Origin of the sequence: Streptococcus sp. 2020WUSS084 (genome assembly GCF_044427445.1) — a bacterium.
Classification (GTDB): Bacteria; Bacillota; Bacilli; order Lactobacillales; family Streptococcaceae; genus Streptococcus; species Streptococcus suis.
Window position 1 is genome coordinate 123193 of sequence record NZ_JAOTGC010000003.1, and the last position, 17412, is coordinate 140604.

Sequence of the window (17412 nt, forward strand, 5' to 3'; positions counted from 1 at the left end):
TGCTTTTGATTTTCATTGAGTATTAAGAGGTTCGTGACGAGTTAAAAGCAATGAGGCTTGAACAAGGGCTAGTTTTTGCTCAGTCTCGTCTATTTTAATGTTCTTTTTTCTTAGTCCATGCGCCGACAAAACCAATCAAAGTGAGGCCAAGCAGACTAAGCATAGAAGTAGCTTCTCCTGTTGCAGGGAGTGTCTTGGTGCTCGTTTGTGAATGTGGACTTGCCAATTTATGTTGTGGAGCAGGAGCTGGTGGATTTACCGCTGGAAGAGTAATTCGTTGACCAGATTCGAGTACAATATCTTGACCTGTGTTACCTTGATCTGATTGCTGTTCATCTGGAGTCACTACTTTAGGTTCAGTATAGACGAATTTGAACTCACCGAACCCTTCGCTGGAAGTTGAAGCCTGTAGGTAGACAATACCTTCTTGGTCAGCAACTAGAGCTTTCGCACGATCTGCTGTCAAGAAGCGGAGGTCGAGTCCCTTGATACTATCTGTAAAGGTCCAGTTATTGTCTGCTGTAGGATTGATAACTTTCTCAGCGATAATATAATTGATGATGGCTTGGCGGTTTTCCAGGTTCAATAAGCGGTTGATGGAAGCTTCGCGAACCCCAGGGAAAGTACCGTTTGCACGGTAGTTGTTGGTCACAACGATGAATTCTTGATCAGCTGTCACATCTTGCCCATTGTATTGCAGATTCCGAACTCTGCTGGCAGTTTCGTTGACTACCTTACCATCACGATCGTATTTATTTGGTTGCGTAATATCGTACTGATAGGTTACTCCATCAATAACGTCAAAATTGTAAGTGCGGAAATCTGTGTTGACTAGATTTTGTGGCTCTGTTGAGCTTGGATCAACTTGGTTGAATTGCCCTGCGGACATTTCCAACCATTCTTTGAGTTGGGCACCGTTGACTTTCAAGATGGCTACAACGTTGTCGTAGAGGTAAAGGTCTGCTACGTTCTTGATGGCGATTGGGCCAGCAGGAATGTCTGTATAGGCTGAAGCGTCGCCTCGAGTACCAGCCTTAAATGGTGCAGCCGCAGATAGGATTGGTAGATTAGCTTCTGGAGTACCCGCCAACTGTTGTTTTGCATACCAAATCTGTGCATTGTTAACAATCTGTACAGAAGGATCATCTTGAACAAGGGCAAAGAAGCTGTTGATTGGAGCAGTTGTTTCACCGACTTGTTGGCGCACATAGTTGATGGTTTCGTTATGGGCTTCTTTAGCAAGGTCGATGATGCGACCATCTGCTACAGATGATTTTGTATCGATTTTACGAATAGCCGCTTTGCTAGAAGTAGCTGTCCATTTGCCATCTTTAAAGACTAGATTAAGGTCAATCACACCGAGGTGATCACCGTATTTTCCAGCCATGGTGACAGGAGTGCCGTTGATTTTACCATTTGTATCATCCACGCCAGAGTATTTAGCGTAGAAGCTTGGTTTTTCGGCAGTTCCTGGGAATTCTGCGTGGGAGTGACCTGTGATAACCGCATCAACTCCTTTTAGGCTGGCGATTTGGTAACCGACATTTTCCTCGCCGACTTCATATTGGTCATCGCCGATACCTGAGTGGGAAAGGACCAGAACGATGTCTGCGCCATTTTCTCGCATGGTTGGGATAATATCGCGAACGGCTTCAACTGCATCACGGACAATCACTTTTCCTTCTAGATAAGCTTTGTCCCAGTTGAGAATTTGAGGGGGAACAATCCCTGTAACACCGACATTTAGTGTAACCTTTTTACCCTCGGTGTCTGTGAACGTCTTTTTCACAATGGTATAAGGGGTGTAGAGAAAGTCTTTCGTAGTCGGATCGAGGACATTGGCATTGACTAGAGGCATGTTGGCTGTACGAATTACTTTTTCGAGGTAGGCAAGGCCGTAGTTAAATTCGTGGTTGCCAAGTGTGCCGACATCAAATCCCAGCGTCTCTAAGGCGGCGTACATAGGATGTTGTTCGCCTTCTTCAATAGGATCAACGATAGACTTGTAATTTCCAAGAGGAGTACCTTGAATGGTGTCTCCATTATCTACCAATACAACATTTGGATTTTCTTTTTTTGCCTCTTCGATAAGAACAGCTGTTTTTGCCAGACCCAGCGTTTCCACTGGTTTATCTTGGTAATAGTCATAGTTGACCAAGTTCGTATGGAGGTCAGTTGTTGCGAGAATGCGAACATCAACAGTTTGTCCTTCAACAGGCTGGCTAGTTTCAGTTGCAGCAGGAGTGACCGTGCGTGCTTCTGAAGCAGTTGTGTCAGTTGTCTCGCTCGTAGGATCACTAGTTTCAGCTGTCTCGGAAGAGCTTGGATTTTCAGCTTCGGTAGTGGCTGGAGCAGGAGATTCTGTACTATCAGTTTTCTCTGTGGTGTCAGTTTCAACTGGTACAGCCTGACTTGCTTCTGTTGAAGAAGCTGGAGTTGTATTGAGAATCTCTTCGGCTTGAGCTAATTTTGGATTGCTTGCAGCCAAGAGAGCTAGTGTGAGTGCTACGGCACACTTACTGAAACGAAAATTCATAAGAATCCTCCATTTTCTTTTTGTAATAATCTTCTACAATCATTATACAGCTAAGAAATATAAAATTCAAGACTAATTCTGAACGTTTGATTGAAAAATAAGTGAAAATAGTAAGAAAAACAATAAAAAAAGGAACGTTCGTTGAATCTGAGTCTGGGTTAGATTGTTTGTAATTAGTAGTCTTATGTTAGATTCCTTTTTCTTTTTTCGTGAAAATGGTAGAATAGTAGGAAATATAAGAGGAAGAGTAGAGATATGAAAGAAATTAACTACACTGGGGAGGAAGTGGTTGCTTTGACAGCCACCTATTTACCGGAAGAAGATGTTATATTTGTCAAGAAAGCTTTAGATTTTGCGACAGAGGCACACAAGTCCCAATTTCGTAAATCGGGCGAGCCCTATATTGTACACCCGATCCAGGTAGCAGGTATTTTAGCAGGACTCAAGCTGGATGCTGTGACGGTTGCCTGTGGTTTCTTACATGATGTGGTTGAAGATACGGATGTAACCTTGGATGATATGGAGGCTGAATTTGGTCCAGAGGTTCGCCATATTGTCGGCGGTGTTACCAAACTGGGTAAGGTTGAGTATAAGTCTCATGAGGAGCAGTTGGCTGAAAACCACCGAAATATGCTGATTGCTATGTCTCAAGATATGCGGGTAATTCTGGTCAAATTAGCCGACCGTTTGCACAACATGCGGACTCTTAAGCACTTGCGCAAGGACAAGCAGGAACGTATTTCACGTGAAACAATGGAAATCTATGCACCGCTTGCCCACCGTCTAGGTATTTCTTCAATCAAGTGGGAATTGGAAGACATGTCTTTCCGCTATCTCAATGAGATTGAATTCTACAAGATTACGCGCATGATGAATGAGAAGCGCCGTGAACGGGAAGAGTTGGTCAATGAAGTTGTTGATAAGCTAAGAGAGTATACCGAGGAGCGCCATCTACATGGTCAGATTTACGGTAGACCCAAGCACATTTACTCTATCTATCGCAAAATGCACGATAAGAAAAAGCGGTTTGATCAACTCTATGACTTGATTGCCATTCGTTGTATCATGGATACTCCAAGCGATGTCTATGCTATGTTAGGGTATATTCATGAATTGTGGAAACCTATGCCAGGTCGCTTCAAGGACTACATTGCCAACCAAAAAGCTAACGGCTACCAGTCTATTCATACCACGGTTTACGGACCGAGAGGTCCAATCGAGTTCCAAATTCGGACCATGGAAATGCACCAGGTGGCGGAATACGGGGTGGCAGCTCACTGGGCCTACAAGCGTGGTGGCAAGGCAACTGCTAGTGAAAAAGAGTTGCGCTGGATTAACAACCTGATTGAACTCCAAGAAGGGGCTGGGGATGCGCAAACCTTTGTAAATTCTGTCAAGGACGATATTTTTACAGAACGTATTTACGTTTTCACGCCAGATGGTGCTGTGCGTGAGTTGCCTAAGGACTCCGTACCGATTGACTTTGCCTATGAAATTCATACCAAGGTCGGCGAGCGGGCGACAGGTGCCAAGGTCAACGGCCGTATGGTGCCTCTGACGACCAAGCTTAAGACAGGCGATCAGGTGGAAATCATCACCTCTGCCAACTCTTTCGGTCCAAGTCGTGACTGGGTCAACCTGGTTAAAACCCACAAGGCTCGCAATAAAATTAAGCAGTTCTTCAAGAACCAGGACAAGGAATTGTCTGTTTCAAAAGGGCGTGAGATGCTTCAGAACCTACTCCAAGAAAATGGCTACGTTCCCAACCAATACCTGGACCGTCGCCATATGGATGAGGTCCTGCAAAAGACCAGCTATAAGACCGACGAATCCCTTTTTGCGGCAGTTGGTTTTGGAGAAGTTTCTGCCATATCAATCTTTAACCGTCTGACAGAAAAAGAGCGTCGCGAAGCTGAGCGGGCTAAGGCCAAAGCTGTCGCAGATGAATTGGTCAACGGTGGCGAAGTCAAACACGACAACAAAGATAGTCTGAAAATCCGTCACGAAGGTGGCGTGGTCATTGAAGGGGCGTCAGGCTTGCTGATACGGATTGCCAAATGTTGTAATCCAGTACCTGGCGACGAAATTGTCGGCTACATCACCAAGGGGCGTGGGGTGGCTGTTCACCGTGTGGACTGTATGAACCTCAAGAGTCAGGAAAACTATGATGTCCGCCTGATTGATGTGGACTGGGAGGATGAGAATTCGACCAAGGAATACATGGCAAACATTGACATCTACGGTCTCAACCGCTCAGGTCTTCTCAACGATGTCCTCAAGGTTTTGACCAATGCCAGCAAGAACATTTCTTCGGTCAATGCCCAGCCAACCAAGGATATGAAATTTGCAACCATCCATGTTTCCTTTGGTATTTCTAACCTAGCAACCTTGACCAGTCTGGTGGATAAGATCAAGTCTGTGCCAGAAGTTTACTCAGTGAAAAGGACCAACGGATAAGATGAAAATTGTATTACAACGTGTATCACAGGCCAGTGTGACCATCGACGGAAGTATCCATGGGCAAATTGAACAGGGACTTTTGCTCCTAGTCGGTGTGGGACCAGATGACAGCCAGGAAGACCTGGACTATGCTGTTCGAAAAATCGTCAATATGCGGATTTTTTCAGATGAGGCAGGCAAGATGAACAAGTCCGTTCAAGATGTGGCGGGCAAGATTTTATCTATTTCCCAATTTACCCTTTTTGCGGACACAAAAAAAGGCAATCGCCCTGCCTTTACAGGAGCAGCAGCTCCTGCCCTAGCCAGCCAACTCTATGATGCTTTTAACAAAGCCCTGTCAGCCTTTGTGCCTGTTGAAGTGGGCGTTTTTGGGGCGGATATGGCGGTCAGTCTGGTCAATGATGGGCCGGTGACCATTGTTTTGGATACGAAAAATAAGTAAAACTTCTGGCAATGGTGTGTACTCTATTTGTGTATTTTGATATACTAATATTGAAAAAATAGGTATGGAGGATGCTATGAAAAAATTGCTCAAAAATCATTTCTTTTATTTGACGACTGCGTTTCTTTTGATTTTAGTGATTTACTTTAGTGGAATAGATAAACGTTGGATTATTTTGGCAAGTTTTCTTTATTTCATTCCATCGCAGATTTTATACCGTCGTCGCCTAAAAGAGCGATTACAAGAAAACCAGCCAGAGTAGGCTGGTTTTTTCGACAGTATTGGTTATTTGAAAACAACGTGCTATAATAATATTGTCAAAAAGTGGTAGTTTATGCTTTGAAGTTAGGATGAGGTGAGCAGAAATATGAAAAAATTTTTTCAAGACCTTAATCAAGAGTATCTGGAAACCAGAAGTTCAGTTGGGGAAGATTGGCTGGAGTGGATTATCCAGAGATGGGGTATGCGGTGGGGGTTGGTAGGGATTCTCATGTTTGTCTTGCAGCCTTTAACCTATAACCCTCATTTTCTATTGGGCTGTTTTTATATAGGTTTCCTACTTTGGTTGGTGTATGTATGTGGGCAACTATTTTTGCAGCCAGATCTATTTTCCGTAATTTGAAAAAGAGGTAACTATTTATTTTAGAAGAAAAAATCGCTCAGCTTGTTTAGGCTGGGCGATTGCTTTTTTCGATGAATAATTGTTGAGCGATGGCTGTTGGGACGGCGAGCTCTTTGTCCTTGTACTGGATGGTGATGGTCTGGGCAAACTGGTCGAAGGCTGTGACGGTTAGTAAGTCGCCGACAGCTAATTCATGTTGTTCCAAGTACTGAAGGAGTTGATAGAAGTCATGGATACGGACAAGTTGGTAGTTCCCTGTCTCAGTTAGCTGTGACAGCCGTGTCTGGTAGCGTTCGATGAGCGGTTGTCCTGCTTGAGGAATGCTTCCCCCGTGAGGACAAGTTTGAGGCTGTTCCAGTAGCAGGTCTAGGCGATTGATAAAGTGATCTGAAACGGTGTGTTCTAAAATCTCAGCCTCTTCATGTACTTCTTCTGGAGAGTAGCCAAGTTGCTCAACTAAGAATACCTCAATCAAGCGGTGTTTGCGATAGAGGCTGGCTACCATTTCAAGGGCAGTTTGGCTGAGGAGATAACCTGCCTTGGCATCCTTAGAAATGAGCTCTTCGGCTACCATTTTTTTGAGCATTTCGGAAACGGCTGGTGCGGAGAAGGCCATCTTCTCTGCGATGAGTTTATTGGTAATTTTTTGGTCTAATTGACCCAGTTCATAAATACATTTTAGGTAATCTTCTTTGTTTGGTGTCATGAGAACTCGCTTTCTTCTGAAACTATTATATCAAAAAATTTAAAAATCAGTTGACAAAATGATTTTTTTAGATTAATCTAATTATATAGTTAGGTATGCTTAATAAAAATAAAAGGAGAACCTATATGAAGAAAATATTGTTCAGTTTTGCTCTGCTATTGTCCCTAATAGGATTAGGAGCTTGTCGTCCATCGCAAACCACAGAAGGCTCTAGTAAGCCAAGAGTGGCTGTGACTACTTCCTTTCTCAATGACATGGTCTATCAGTTGGCGGGTGATGAGGTGGAACGTGATTTGCTGATTCCAGCAGGAGAAGACCCTCATTTGTACGTAGCCAAATCTAGTGATTTATCAAAATTACAAAAGGCTGACCTTGTTCTCTATCACGGTTTGCACTTTGAAGGTAAAATGGTTGAAGCTTTGGAGAAGACCGGAGTAGCTGTTTCTAAAAACTTTAATGCAAAAGACTTGAATACGATGGATGAGGATGGAGAAGAGATTGTCGATCCGCACTTCTGGTTTTCAATTCCCTTGTACAAGTCAGCTGTAGCTGTAGCTTCAGAGGAACTACAAAAACTCTTACCTGCTAAAGCTGAGATGATTCAGAAAAATGCAGAAAAATACCAAGCGCAGCTAGATGATTTGCATGCCTGGGTAGAAAAAGAATTAAGTGTGATTCCAAAAGAAAGTCGCTATTTGGTAACACCACATGATGCCTTTAATTACTTTGCTGCTAGTTATGACTTCACTCTCTATGCTCCTCAAGGCGTGAGCACCGACTCAGAAGTGGCTAACAGTGATATGATTGAGACAGTTAACCTAATCATTGACCATAATATCAAGGCTATCTTTACAGAGTCTACAACCAATCCAGAACGCATGAAGAAATTGCAAGAGGCAGTAAAAGCCAAAGGTGGTCAGGTTGAAGTTGTTACTGGCGAAGGTAAGGAGTTGTTCTCAGATTCCTTGGCACCAGAAGGCGAGGAAGGGGATACCTTTATCGACATGTACAAACATAATGTTAAACTGATGGTTAAATATCTGAAATAGTACAGGTCGAACGGACTTGCTATTCAATGAAGACTAGAGATATTACCGAAGATAGAGTTGATAGGTACCAATATGAGGGATAATCAATTGTTTCGAGCACAAACGGTATAGGACTCTTTCTATTGGAGGTGGTAACGCTTGGGGGAGGATAGGCGTTAGTAGCAAATCACACCAGTTATTGAGGTCCTTGACTAGAAATACCGCTTGTAGACCTCGATGATCTTGGTTCACAGCGGGACTTTATATATCAGTAGTCTGTGCGTGAATAGGGATTTCAAATGAGTAGTAAAAAGGACTCGGTCTAGGTCGAGTTCTTTCCGTTTTTGGACCATTTTTAACAGATTTATAAACATACGATTGAAGGAAGCATTGGTGCTCTACGAAAATCAAATTCATGTACTGATGTGTTGAAATAAGCGATGTATAGGGTTTGCCAGCAATTTGTTGGTACGGTATCTTAATCTTATCGACTTTCTCAGCTTGGTAGGTTAGTCTGGTTTTGATTTTCATTGAGTATGAATGAGGCATATCGTTTTTAAAAATAGGAGGAAATATGTCAGCAATCATTGAATTAAAAGATGTCAATTTAGCATATACAGCCAGCCAGACCATGGCTTTAGAAGATGTCAATTTGGTGATTCCCAGAGGGAGTCGGACGGCTATTGTTGGACCAAATGGTGCCGGAAAGTCCAGTCTATTCAAGGTCATTTTGGGGTTGGAAAAACCTGACACAGGACAGGTTCGCTTGCTTGGTCAGGAGGCAGGTCTAGAGAGGTTGATTGCTCAAAAAGTAGCCTATATTCCCCAGTCCAGTCAAGTGAACTGGCAATTTCCTGCAACAGTTTTTGAAATTGTTCTGATGGGACGCTTCGCTCATAGTAAGGGGATGTTTAGAAGACCGACTAAAGCTGATAGACAGGTTGTTGAGCAGGCTCTAGAACGGTTAAAAATTGCGGATTTACGCCATCGTCAGATTGATCAGCTTTCAGGTGGGCAGCGTCAGCGGGTATTTTTAGCGAGAGCCCTGGCACAGGAAGCAGAATTGTATCTTATGGATGAGCCTCTAGCAGGGATTGATCAGGCAACAGAAATCATGATTATGGATATGCTCAAGGAGTTCCAATGTGAAGGGAAAACTTCCATTGTCATTCATCATGACTTAACGACGCTGGATGCCTACTTTGATCACCTTGTCTGGCTTCATAAGCATGTGATTGACTCTGGTCCGATGGATGAGACTTTGACAAGTGAGAACTATCAGGCGACCTACGGCATAGGAAATGGGTTGTTTCTAGGAAATGCCAAAGGAGGCAGTCATGTTTGAGGTTTTCAAAGAGTATTCTTTCTGGACAGTTGCTTTAGGGACCGTCAGCCTAGCTGTAGCAGCCAGCACTATCGGAAGTATATCTGTTCTTACTAAACAGAGTTTGCTTGGGGATGCTCTTGGGCATGCTTCTTATCCTGGAGTGATTGTCTCTTTCATGATTTTTCAGTCGCGACATCCTCTCTACTTGCTGTTAGGAGCAGTGTTGTCAGGCTACCTTTCTTATGTACTTGTCCATTGGTTGCGTCGAAAAGGTGGTCACAGCCTAGTCAATGCCCTTTCATTGGTGTCTGCGTCTTTCTTTGGTTTGGGAATGGTCTTGAAAAATGCTATTCAGGGAAATGAAGCCTTTGCAGGGGCTTCCCAAGCTGGATTGCAAACCTATCTATTTGGACAGGCAGCCTTTATTCAGCTGGATGATGTGATACTCATCGGAATTATTTCTCTATTGGCTTTGGTATTGTTTGCTTTCTTTTATCAAGACTATAAGCTGTATCTGTTTGATCAAACTTTTGCAAGGGTTATTGGTGTTCGTGTAAAGTACTTACAGCAGTTGACGATGTTTTTGATGATTTGCCTAATTGCAGTAGGATTAAAGTTAGTCGGAGCTATTTTGATGAGTAGTTTTTTGATTGCACCAGCTGTCTTTGGCTTGATGCTGGGAAAATCGTATCATAAGAGTCTGTTACTGGCAGGAATCGTTGCAATTGGGTCGGCTTTCGTAGGGACCTGGATTAGCTCCAGTGTATCTGGTTTGTCGACCGGACCGACTATTATCGTCTGTCTGACAGGTCTGACCTTGACTGCATTTGTGTATGTTACCTATGTCAGAAAGGAGAATGGTCGTGTTTGAAGTATTACTCATTTTGATGGTTATTGCTAGTTCTTGTGGCTTGCTCGGCTCGATACTGGTTGTAAAAAATCAATCGATGTTGGCAGATGCGCTATCGCATTCTGTCTTGCTTGGGATTGTTCTGGGATTTTTTATTAGTCATAGTTTGGATTCGCCATTGCTAATAGTTGGTGCTAGTCTGTTTGGGTTATTATCGGTTCTTGCCATTGACCGTCTGCATAGTCGAAAGATAGCGCATGATGCCGCAACAGGTCTAGTTTTTTCTTTCTTTTTTGCGGTGGCGGTTTTGCTTATTTCTCTTTTTGCTCGCAATGTTCACTTGGATGTGGATCTGGTTTTGCAGGGGGAAGTACTTTTTGCTCCGCTCCATCGTATGGATGTTCTAGCCTGGTCACTCCCTGTTAGTCTGGTCAAGTCGAGTTTGGCTTGGTTGGTTATTGTTCTATTTTTTGCTTGGGCTTACCATCGTTTACAAGTGTATCTATTTGATAGCAACCATGCTCGTCTGTCTGGCTTACGAACAAGGATTTTAGAAATGGTTATTTTGATTCTAGTTTCCTTAACCACTGTTCTGGCCTTTGAAGCGATTGGCTCGATGACTGTTATTGTTTTCTTGGTAGCACCAAGTATGGCTACCCTACGTTGGGTCAAATCCTTTTGGCAATTGCTTCTTTTAGGGCAAGGTATCGCTATTTTAACGGTTGTGCTAGGTTTTTTAGTGGCCAATCAACTGGATTTAACCATGTCAGGGACCTGTGCCGTTGTCAGCCTTCTTGTGGTTTGTTCGAGTATTATTCTAAAAAATACTTGGTCACGGTCATCTGATAAGTGAAATTGTCAGAATTTTTTGTTATTATAGTCATTAAGAAAGACAAAGGAGAAAATCAATGATACGTTTACAAGATGATTTTTACGAATACGTCAATGGTGAGTGGGCAAAAACAGCCGTGATTCCAGATGATAAGCCAAGAACAGGTGGTTTCACGGACCTGGCGGATGAGATTGAGAAGCTCATGATTGCGACAACGAATGGCTGGTTGGCTGGGGAAAATGTCCCAGAAGATAGCGTTTTGCAAAACTTCGTGGCCTTTCACAAACAAGTAGCCGACTATGAAACCCGTGACCGTCTGGGTGCAGAACCAGCACAAGCCTTGATTGCAGAGTACAAGGCTCTCAACTCTTTCGAAGAATTTACCAGCAAGTTGGCAGAATATGAGTTGGCAGGCAAGCCAAACCTCATGCCTTTCGGTGTGGCACCTGACTTTATGGATGCGACTACTAATGTCCTCTGGGCAGATTCTCTAGGCATTATCCTGCCAGATACGACCTACTATGAGGAAGGTCATGAAAAAGGAGCAAAATTGCTCAAGACTTGGCGTGAGAGCCAAGAAGCCCTCTTACCTAAGTTTGGTTTCAGTGATGAGGAAATCAAGGACCTATTGGACAAGCGTTTGGAACTAGATGCCACGATTGCCAAGTATGTTCTGTCAAATGAAGAAGGTTCTGAGTACGCCAAACTCTATCATCCGTACGAGTGGGCAGATTTTACAGCCTTGGCACCAGAATTGCCTTTGGATGATTTCTTTACAGCGATTTTAGGACAAACGCCAGACAAGATTATTGTGCCTGAGGAACGTTTCTGGCAGGCTGCCAAGGACATTTACAGTGCGGATAATTGGGAGCTTTTGAAGGCGACCTTGATTTTGAAAGCGGCAGGAGCTTATACAGCCTTCCTGTCGGATGAAATCCGTATTCTAGCAGGAGCCTACAGCCGTGCTCTTTCTGGTACACCGCAGGCGCAAAACCAAGAAAAAGCAGCCTACAACTTGGCACAAGGCTACTTTAACCAAGCCCTCGGTCTTTGGTATGCAGGAGAAAAATTCTCACCAGAAGCCAAGGCCGATGTGGAAGCAAAAGTTGCCAAGATGATTGAGGTCTACAAATCTCGTTTGGAAACGGCAGACTGGTTGGCTCAGGAAACGCGTGACAAGGCCATTGTCAAACTCAATGTTATCAAGCCTTATATTGGCTACCCAGAAGCCTTGCCAGAGCGTTATTATAAGAAGCTTGTTGACACAAGCAAGTCCTTGGTGGAAAATGCCATTGAGCTAAACAAGATTGACATTGCTCATGGTTGGAGCAAGTGGAACAAGCCTGTGGACATTAAGGAATGGGGCATGCCAGCTCACATGGTCAATGCCTACTATAACCCACAGAAGAACTTGATTGTCTTTCCAGCGGCGATTTTGCAGGCGCCATTCTACTCGCTAGGACAGTCTTCATCAGCTAACTACGGCGGTATCGGTGCTGTCATTGCCCACGAGATTTCCCATGCCTTTGACTCAAACGGTGCCTCCTTTGATGAGAATGGTAGTCTCAATAACTGGTGGACAGAAGAAGACTATGCAGCTTTTGAATCTCGTACCCAGCAGGTCATTGACCAGTTTGAAGGTCAGGATTCTTACGGTGCCAAAATCAATGGTAAGTTGACTGTGTCAGAAAACATTGCCGACCTTGGTGGGATTGCAGCGGCCTTAGAAGCAGCCAAGTCAGAAGAAGACTTCTCCGCTGAGGAATTCTTTACCAACTTTGCCCGTATCTGGCGAATGAAGGCCCGTCCTGAGTTCATGCAGATGTTAGCTAGTGTCGATGTCCATGCACCAGGTCACCTACGCACCAACATCCAGTTGCCAAACTTCGATGAATTCCATGAAACCTTTGGCGTTCAAGAAGGCGACGGCATGTGGCGGGCCAAGGAAGACCGTGTGATTATTTGGTAAAAATGGGAAAACAGCTAGTGAAAACTGGCTGTTTTTGTCTTTCCCAATTCCCCCAAAACGTGATATAATAGTAAAGATAATTTATTGACATGGAGAAATGACATGAGCTTCTACAATCACAAGGAAATCGAGCCCAAATGGCAGGAATTTTGGGCAAAAAATCATACCTTTAAGACGGGAACAGATGCGGACAAGCCAAACTTTTATGCCCTAGATATGTTCCCGTATCCGTCTGGTGCGGGCTTGCACGTTGGTCACCCTGAGGGCTATACGGCGACGGACATTCTCAGCCGTTACAAGCGTGCCCAAGGCTACAACGTTCTTCACCCAATGGGTTGGGATGCCTTTGGTCTGCCAGCTGAGCAATACGCTATGGACACGGGCAATGACCCAGCTGATTTTACAGCAGAAAACATTGCCAACTTCAAGCGTCAGATTAATGCCCTTGGCTTTTCTTACGACTGGGACCGCGAGGTCAATACGACTGACCCTAACTACTACAAGTGGACCCAGTGGATTTTCACCAAGTTGTATGAAAAAGGCCTAGCCTATGAGGCAGAAGTGCCTGTTAACTGGGTAGAGGAATTGGGAACAGCTATCGCCAACGAAGAGGTCCTTCCTGACGGAACGTCTGAACGTGGTGGTTATCCAGTTGTCCGCAAGCCAATGCGTCAATGGATGTTGAAAATCACGGCCTATGCAGAGCGTTTGCTTAACGACTTAGAAGAAGTTGATTGGCCAGAGTCAATCAAGGACATGCAACGCAACTGGATTGGTAAGTCAACTGGTGCCAATGTGACTTTCAAGATTAAGGACACAGACAAGGACTTCACAGTTTTTACTACCCGTCCAGATACTCTTTTTGGTGCGACCTACGCAGTCCTTGCTCCTGAGCACGACTTGGTGGATAGCATTACCTCATCAGAGCAGGCAGAAGCTGTGGCAGAATACAAACGCCAAGCCTCTCTCAAATCAGACTTGGCTCGTACGGACCTTGCCAAAGACAAGACAGGTGTTTGGACTGGTGCCTACGCCATTAACCCAGTCAATGGTCGTGAAATTCCAATCTGGATTGCGGACTATGTGCTGGCAAGCTACGGAACAGGTGCTATCATGGCTGTTCCTGCCCACGATGAGCGTGACTGGGAATTTGCCAAACAGTTTGGTTTGGACATCATTCCAGTTCTGGAAGGTGGCAATGTAGAAGAAGCACCTTACACAGAAGATGGTGCCCACATCAACTCAGACTTCTTAGACGGTCTGAATAAGGAAGAAGCTATCGCTAAAATGGTAGCTTGGTTGGAAGAAAATGGTCTTGGTCAGGAGAAAATTTCCTATCGTCTCCGTGACTGGCTCTTCAGCCGTCAACGTTATTGGGGTGAGCCGATTCCAATCATCCACTGGGAAGATGGTACTTCCACAGCAGTCCCAGAAAATGAGTTACCTCTGGTATTGCCAAAAACCTCAGACATCAAGCCGTCAGGTACAGGGGAGTCCCCTCTTGCTAACTTGACAGACTGGTTGGAAGTGGTGCGTGAAGACGGCGTCAAAGGTCGCCGTGAGACCAACACCATGCCACAATGGGCGGGTTCGAGCTGGTACTACCTCCGCTATATCGATCCGCACAACGATGAGAAATTGGCAGACGAAGAGCTTCTCAAAGCTTGGTTGCCAGTGGACATCTACATCGGTGGTGCTGAGCACGCGGTCCTTCACTTACTTTATGCTCGCTTCTGGCACAAGTTCCTCTATGACCTTGGCGTTGTGCCAACCAAAGAGCCTTTCCAAAAACTCTTTAACCAAGGTATGATTTTGGGGACTAGCTACCGTGACAGCCGTGGTGCCCTTGTAGCGACCGATAAAGTTGAAAAACGCGACGGTTCCTTCTTCCACATCGAGACTGGTGAGGAGTTGGAGCAGGCACCTGCTAAGATGTCTAAGTCTCTTAAAAACGTGGTTAACCCAGATGATGTGGTCGAGCAATTCGGTGCGGACACCCTCCGCGTTTATGAAATGTTCATGGGCCCACTTGACGCTTCGATTGCCTGGTCAGAAGAAGGTCTCGAGGGCAGCCGTAAGTTCCTTGACCGTGTTTATCGCCTCTTGACGACCAAGGAGCTTGTGGTGGAAAATAGCGGAGCGCTTGATAAAGTTTACAATGAAACTGTGAAGACGGTGACAGAGCATATCGAAGACCTGAAATTCAACACGGCTATCGCCCAGCTCATGATTTTTGTCAACGCAGCCAACAAGGAAGAAAAGCTCTATGTCGAATACGCCAAAGGCTTTGTCCAATTGATCGCCCCATTTGCACCACACTTGGCAGAAGAACTCTGGCAGGGTCTGACAAACACTGGCCAGTCAATCAGCTACGTCGCATGGCCAACATATGACGAAAGTAAGCTGGTAGAAAGCGAAGTGGAAATCGTTGTCCAAATCAAAGGCAAAGTAAAAGCTCGCTTGACTGTAGCCAAAGACCTAGCACCAGCTGAACTTGAAAAAGTTGCCCTTGCGGACGAAAAAGTCCAAGCTGAAATCGCTGGGCAAACAGTGGTGAAGGTGATTGTTGTTCCAAACAAACTTGTCAATATCGTTACCAAATAACGATTGCCTCGTTTGTTTGTCTATTTCCAACCTCCAACAGTTCACTGAACTGTTGGAGCCAACTAAACTAGTTAATATTGTTGTGAAATAAATGTAAATAATAAGAAAACGACTTCCGTATTAGAGGTCGTTTTTTTGACAAAAAGTCCGGACACTGTGATTGTTAAGATATTGCAAGTTATCTGTAATATTTGTTACATTTCTTTAAGCTCTCTGCAAGGATTATCCCTTAGGATAGATAGGGCAGAAAAACACGAAGGAATCAAATATTATGAGTTATCAAATGATAAAAAAACAATTCAAATTGGGACTGTTTACAGCCCTCATAGGAAATCTTTTATGGTTGGGAATGGTGAATGTCAGTGCAGATGACACAGTTATAAGCGATAGTCCGACAGTATCAGCGTTAACAAAAAAGGTTGAAGCTGCAAAAATAGCAGCCAAAGCTGCTGCAGAAAAAATTGTGGCTGAGAAAGCTGCTGCCGCTGCAAAGGCTGCTTTGGCTACCAATATGGTGTCAGAGGTTGCTGTGGAATATACGGCTAATACCTATCCAGCGGGTCAGTGTACTTGGGGTGCCAAAGAAATGGCTCCTTGGGTTGGAAACTATTGGGGTAATGGTGGAGATTGGGCAGCTAGTGCGGCAGCGCTTGGATATGAAGTGGGAACTACTCCAAAAGTTGGCGCTATTGCTGTATGGACAGATGGAGGCTACGGTCATGTTGCCTATGTAACAGATGTGGCAGCTAACGGTCACATTCAAGTTAAGGAATCAAACTATGGTGGAGTATACTACCCAAGTAATGTTCGAGGTTTCTTTGATCCAACAACGACTAGCGAAGGAACAGTCAGCTATATTTACCCACCAGCTGGAGTATAATTAATATGAGATATAAAAACCGAGTAAGTATCAGATTGAAGAAAAAGTCCATTTTGGACAATTTTCTTCAATCTTTTTTCTTTATGTTAAAAATAAAAAAAACTCTCAGAAATACAAAAATATCAATGTTTCTAAAAGTTTAATGACTTGCTATCTTTCGCAAACTTCTTCAATTTTTTATATTGTTAGGAGTTTGTCTACGTTCTGAGACCGAGTAGGTCTTTTTTTATGCTCCGATACTTGATTAAAATTTTTAATGTCCCTGATAGAAAAAATATATTGGCTGGAAATTGTTATTCATGATACTATTGTAAAATCTGAAAAAGAAAGTGTGTTTTAATTATGAAGAAAATAGCTATGTTTACAAGTTTATTGTTTGCGGGTATCGTGTTAGCAGCCTGCAATTCATCTGCAGGTACATCGAATAGTACAGACCAAACCCTCTTGGCACAAATTAAGGAAGAAGGCGTTATTCAAATCGGTACTGAAGGTGCCTATGCTCCTTACTCTTACCACGATGAGAGCGGAAAATTGGTCGGTTATGATGTAGAAGTAGCCGAAGCCGTTGCTGAGAAATTGGGTGTTAAGGTGGAATTTGTTGAAACAGAATGGGATTCCATGATTGCAGGTTTGGATGCGGCCCGTTTTGATACCATCGCTAACCAAGTCGGTATTACAGATGAGCGTAAGGCAAAATACGATTTTTCAACACCATATACATACATCTATGGAGCCTTGGTAACACAGAAGGATAATACTGACATTACAAGCTTTGCAGATTTATCTGGTAAAAAATCAGCCAACAGCTTGACAAGTAACTGGGCAGATTTGGCGCGTGAAAATGGTGCAGAAGTTGTCGGTGTGGATGGATTCTCTCAGGCAGTTGAATTGTTGAACACAGGGCGTGTGGATGCTACCATCAATGACAACTTGGTGTACTTGGATTATGTGAAACAACATGCTGATGCACCGATTAAGGTTGTGACCTTGACGGATGACGTATCGACAACAGCCTTCCCAGTTGCAAAAGGAAATGAAGATCTTGTGAAAGAGATTGATGCAGCCTTGGCAGAATTGGCTAGTGAAGGAAAATTAGCTGAAATTTCAAACAAATACTTTGGTGAAGACGTATCAAAAGCTAAGTAATCAGGAGAAA

13 protein-coding genes are annotated in these 17412 nt (G+C 43.9%); 11 read left to right on the forward strand and 2 right to left on the reverse strand.

The genetic code is table 11. The features are described from left to right. Positions 1-94: 94 nt before the first annotated feature. Positions 95-2536: a heme-binding protein SntA gene (gene sntA, locus ODU50_RS02975; RefSeq protein WP_398581300.1), complete on the reverse strand. Its 2442-nt coding sequence runs from the start codon at positions 2534-2536 to the stop codon at positions 95-97. Between the two features lie 255 nt (positions 2537-2791). Between sntA and ODU50_RS02980 the strand changes: the two genes are divergently transcribed. The 3 genes from ODU50_RS02980 to ODU50_RS02990 all read left to right on the forward strand — a co-directional run bounded on the left by ODU50_RS02980 (position 2792) and on the right by ODU50_RS02990 (position 5700). After that, complete coding sequence (locus ODU50_RS02980) at positions 2792-4993, forward strand: bifunctional (p)ppGpp synthetase/guanosine-3',5'-bis(diphosphate) 3'-pyrophosphohydrolase (RefSeq protein ID WP_105178877.1); 2202 nt, start codon at positions 2792-2794, stop codon at positions 4991-4993. Between the two features lies 1 nt (position 4994). Next, entirely contained in the window at positions 4995-5438 is a 444-nt protein-coding gene (gene dtd, locus ODU50_RS02985; RefSeq protein ID WP_398581301.1) for a D-aminoacyl-tRNA deacylase, read from the forward strand. Between the two features lie 76 nt (positions 5439-5514). After that, entirely contained in the window at positions 5515-5700 is a 186-nt protein-coding gene (locus tag ODU50_RS02990; RefSeq protein WP_398581302.1) for a hypothetical protein, read from the forward strand. 406 nt (positions 5701-6106) lie between these two features. Here the strand turns inward: ODU50_RS02990 and ODU50_RS02995 are convergent, their stop codons facing one another. Beyond that, a complete protein-coding gene (locus ODU50_RS02995; protein ID WP_012027964.1) occupies positions 6107-6766 on the reverse strand; it encodes a metal-dependent transcriptional regulator in 660 nt (219 codons plus the stop codon). Positions 6767-6891: 125 nt separating this feature from the next. Between ODU50_RS02995 and ODU50_RS03000 the strand changes: the two genes are divergently transcribed. From ODU50_RS03000 to ODU50_RS03035, 8 genes are all read left to right on the forward strand, one after another. Then, positions 6892-7815 carry a metal ABC transporter solute-binding protein, Zn/Mn family gene (locus ODU50_RS03000; protein ID WP_013730650.1) on the forward strand — a complete coding sequence of 308 codons (924 nt, stop codon included), beginning with the start codon at positions 6892-6894 and terminating at the stop codon, positions 7813-7815. A 553-nt stretch (positions 7816-8368) separates the two neighbouring features. Continuing rightward, complete coding sequence (locus ODU50_RS03005) at positions 8369-9139, forward strand: metal ABC transporter ATP-binding protein (protein WP_398581303.1); 771 nt, start codon at positions 8369-8371, stop codon at positions 9137-9139. Continuing rightward, the gene (locus ODU50_RS03010) at positions 9132-9992 is read left to right on the forward strand and encodes a metal ABC transporter permease (protein ID WP_398581304.1); all 861 of its coding nucleotides are present in this window, start codon (positions 9132-9134) and stop codon (positions 9990-9992) included. Before ODU50_RS03005 ends, ODU50_RS03010 begins: the two co-directional genes overlap by 8 nt. Next, positions 9985-10824, forward strand: a complete 840-nt coding sequence (locus tag ODU50_RS03015) for a metal ABC transporter permease (RefSeq protein ID WP_024381220.1) — start codon at positions 9985-9987, stop codon at positions 10822-10824. Before ODU50_RS03010 ends, ODU50_RS03015 begins: the two co-directional genes overlap by 8 nt. 55 nt (positions 10825-10879) lie before the next feature. Beyond that, positions 10880-12772 carry a M13 family metallopeptidase gene (locus tag ODU50_RS03020; RefSeq protein ID WP_398581305.1) on the forward strand — a complete coding sequence of 631 codons (1893 nt, stop codon included), beginning with the start codon at positions 10880-10882 and terminating at the stop codon, positions 12770-12772. Between the two features lie 102 nt (positions 12773-12874). Beyond that, positions 12875-15376, forward strand: a complete 2502-nt coding sequence (gene leuS, locus ODU50_RS03025; protein ID WP_398581306.1) for a leucine--tRNA ligase — start codon at positions 12875-12877, stop codon at positions 15374-15376. A gap of 271 nt (positions 15377-15647) precedes the next feature. Further along, on the forward strand, positions 15648-16256 hold the full coding sequence (locus ODU50_RS03030; protein WP_002938557.1) for a CHAP domain-containing protein: 609 nt from the start codon (positions 15648-15650) through the stop codon (positions 16254-16256). A 357-nt stretch (positions 16257-16613) separates the two neighbouring features. Then, entirely contained in the window at positions 16614-17402 is a 789-nt protein-coding gene (locus ODU50_RS03035) for an amino acid ABC transporter substrate-binding protein (RefSeq protein WP_023371758.1), read from the forward strand. Positions 17403-17412: the final 10 nt, after the last annotated feature.

Excerpts from the sequence above, each read along its gene's own strand:
- ODU50_RS02995 (WP_012027964.1), bottom strand. The coding sequence starts at position 6,766 with ATGACACCAAACAAAGAAGATTACCTAAAATGTATTTATGAACTGGGT.
- ODU50_RS03020 (WP_398581305.1), top strand. The coding sequence starts at position 10,880 with ATGATACGTTTACAAGATGATTTTTACGAATACGTCAATGGTGAGTGG.
- ODU50_RS03035 (WP_023371758.1), top strand. The coding sequence starts at position 16,614 with ATGTTTACAAGTTTATTGTTTGCGGGTATCGTGTTAGCAGCCTGCAAT.
- ODU50_RS03005 (WP_398581303.1), top strand. The coding sequence starts at position 8,369 with ATGTCAGCAATCATTGAATTAAAAGATGTCAATTTAGCATATACAGCC.
- dtd (WP_398581301.1), top strand. The coding sequence starts at position 4,995 with ATGAAAATTGTATTACAACGTGTATCACAGGCCAGTGTGACCATCGAC.
- ODU50_RS03010 (WP_398581304.1), top strand. The coding sequence starts at position 9,132 with ATGTTTGAGGTTTTCAAAGAGTATTCTTTCTGGACAGTTGCTTTAGGG.
- ODU50_RS03000 (WP_013730650.1), top strand. The coding sequence starts at position 6,892 with ATGAAGAAAATATTGTTCAGTTTTGCTCTGCTATTGTCCCTAATAGGA.
- sntA (WP_398581300.1), bottom strand. The coding sequence starts at position 2,536 with ATGAATTTTCGTTTCAGTAAGTGTGCCGTAGCACTCACACTAGCTCTC.
- ODU50_RS03030 (WP_002938557.1), top strand. The coding sequence starts at position 15,648 with ATGAGTTATCAAATGATAAAAAAACAATTCAAATTGGGACTGTTTACA.
- ODU50_RS02990 (WP_398581302.1), top strand. The coding sequence starts at position 5,515 with ATGAAAAAATTGCTCAAAAATCATTTCTTTTATTTGACGACTGCGTTT.
- leuS (WP_398581306.1), top strand. The coding sequence starts at position 12,875 with ATGAGCTTCTACAATCACAAGGAAATCGAGCCCAAATGGCAGGAATTT.
- ODU50_RS02980 (WP_105178877.1), top strand. The coding sequence starts at position 2,792 with ATGAAAGAAATTAACTACACTGGGGAGGAAGTGGTTGCTTTGACAGCC.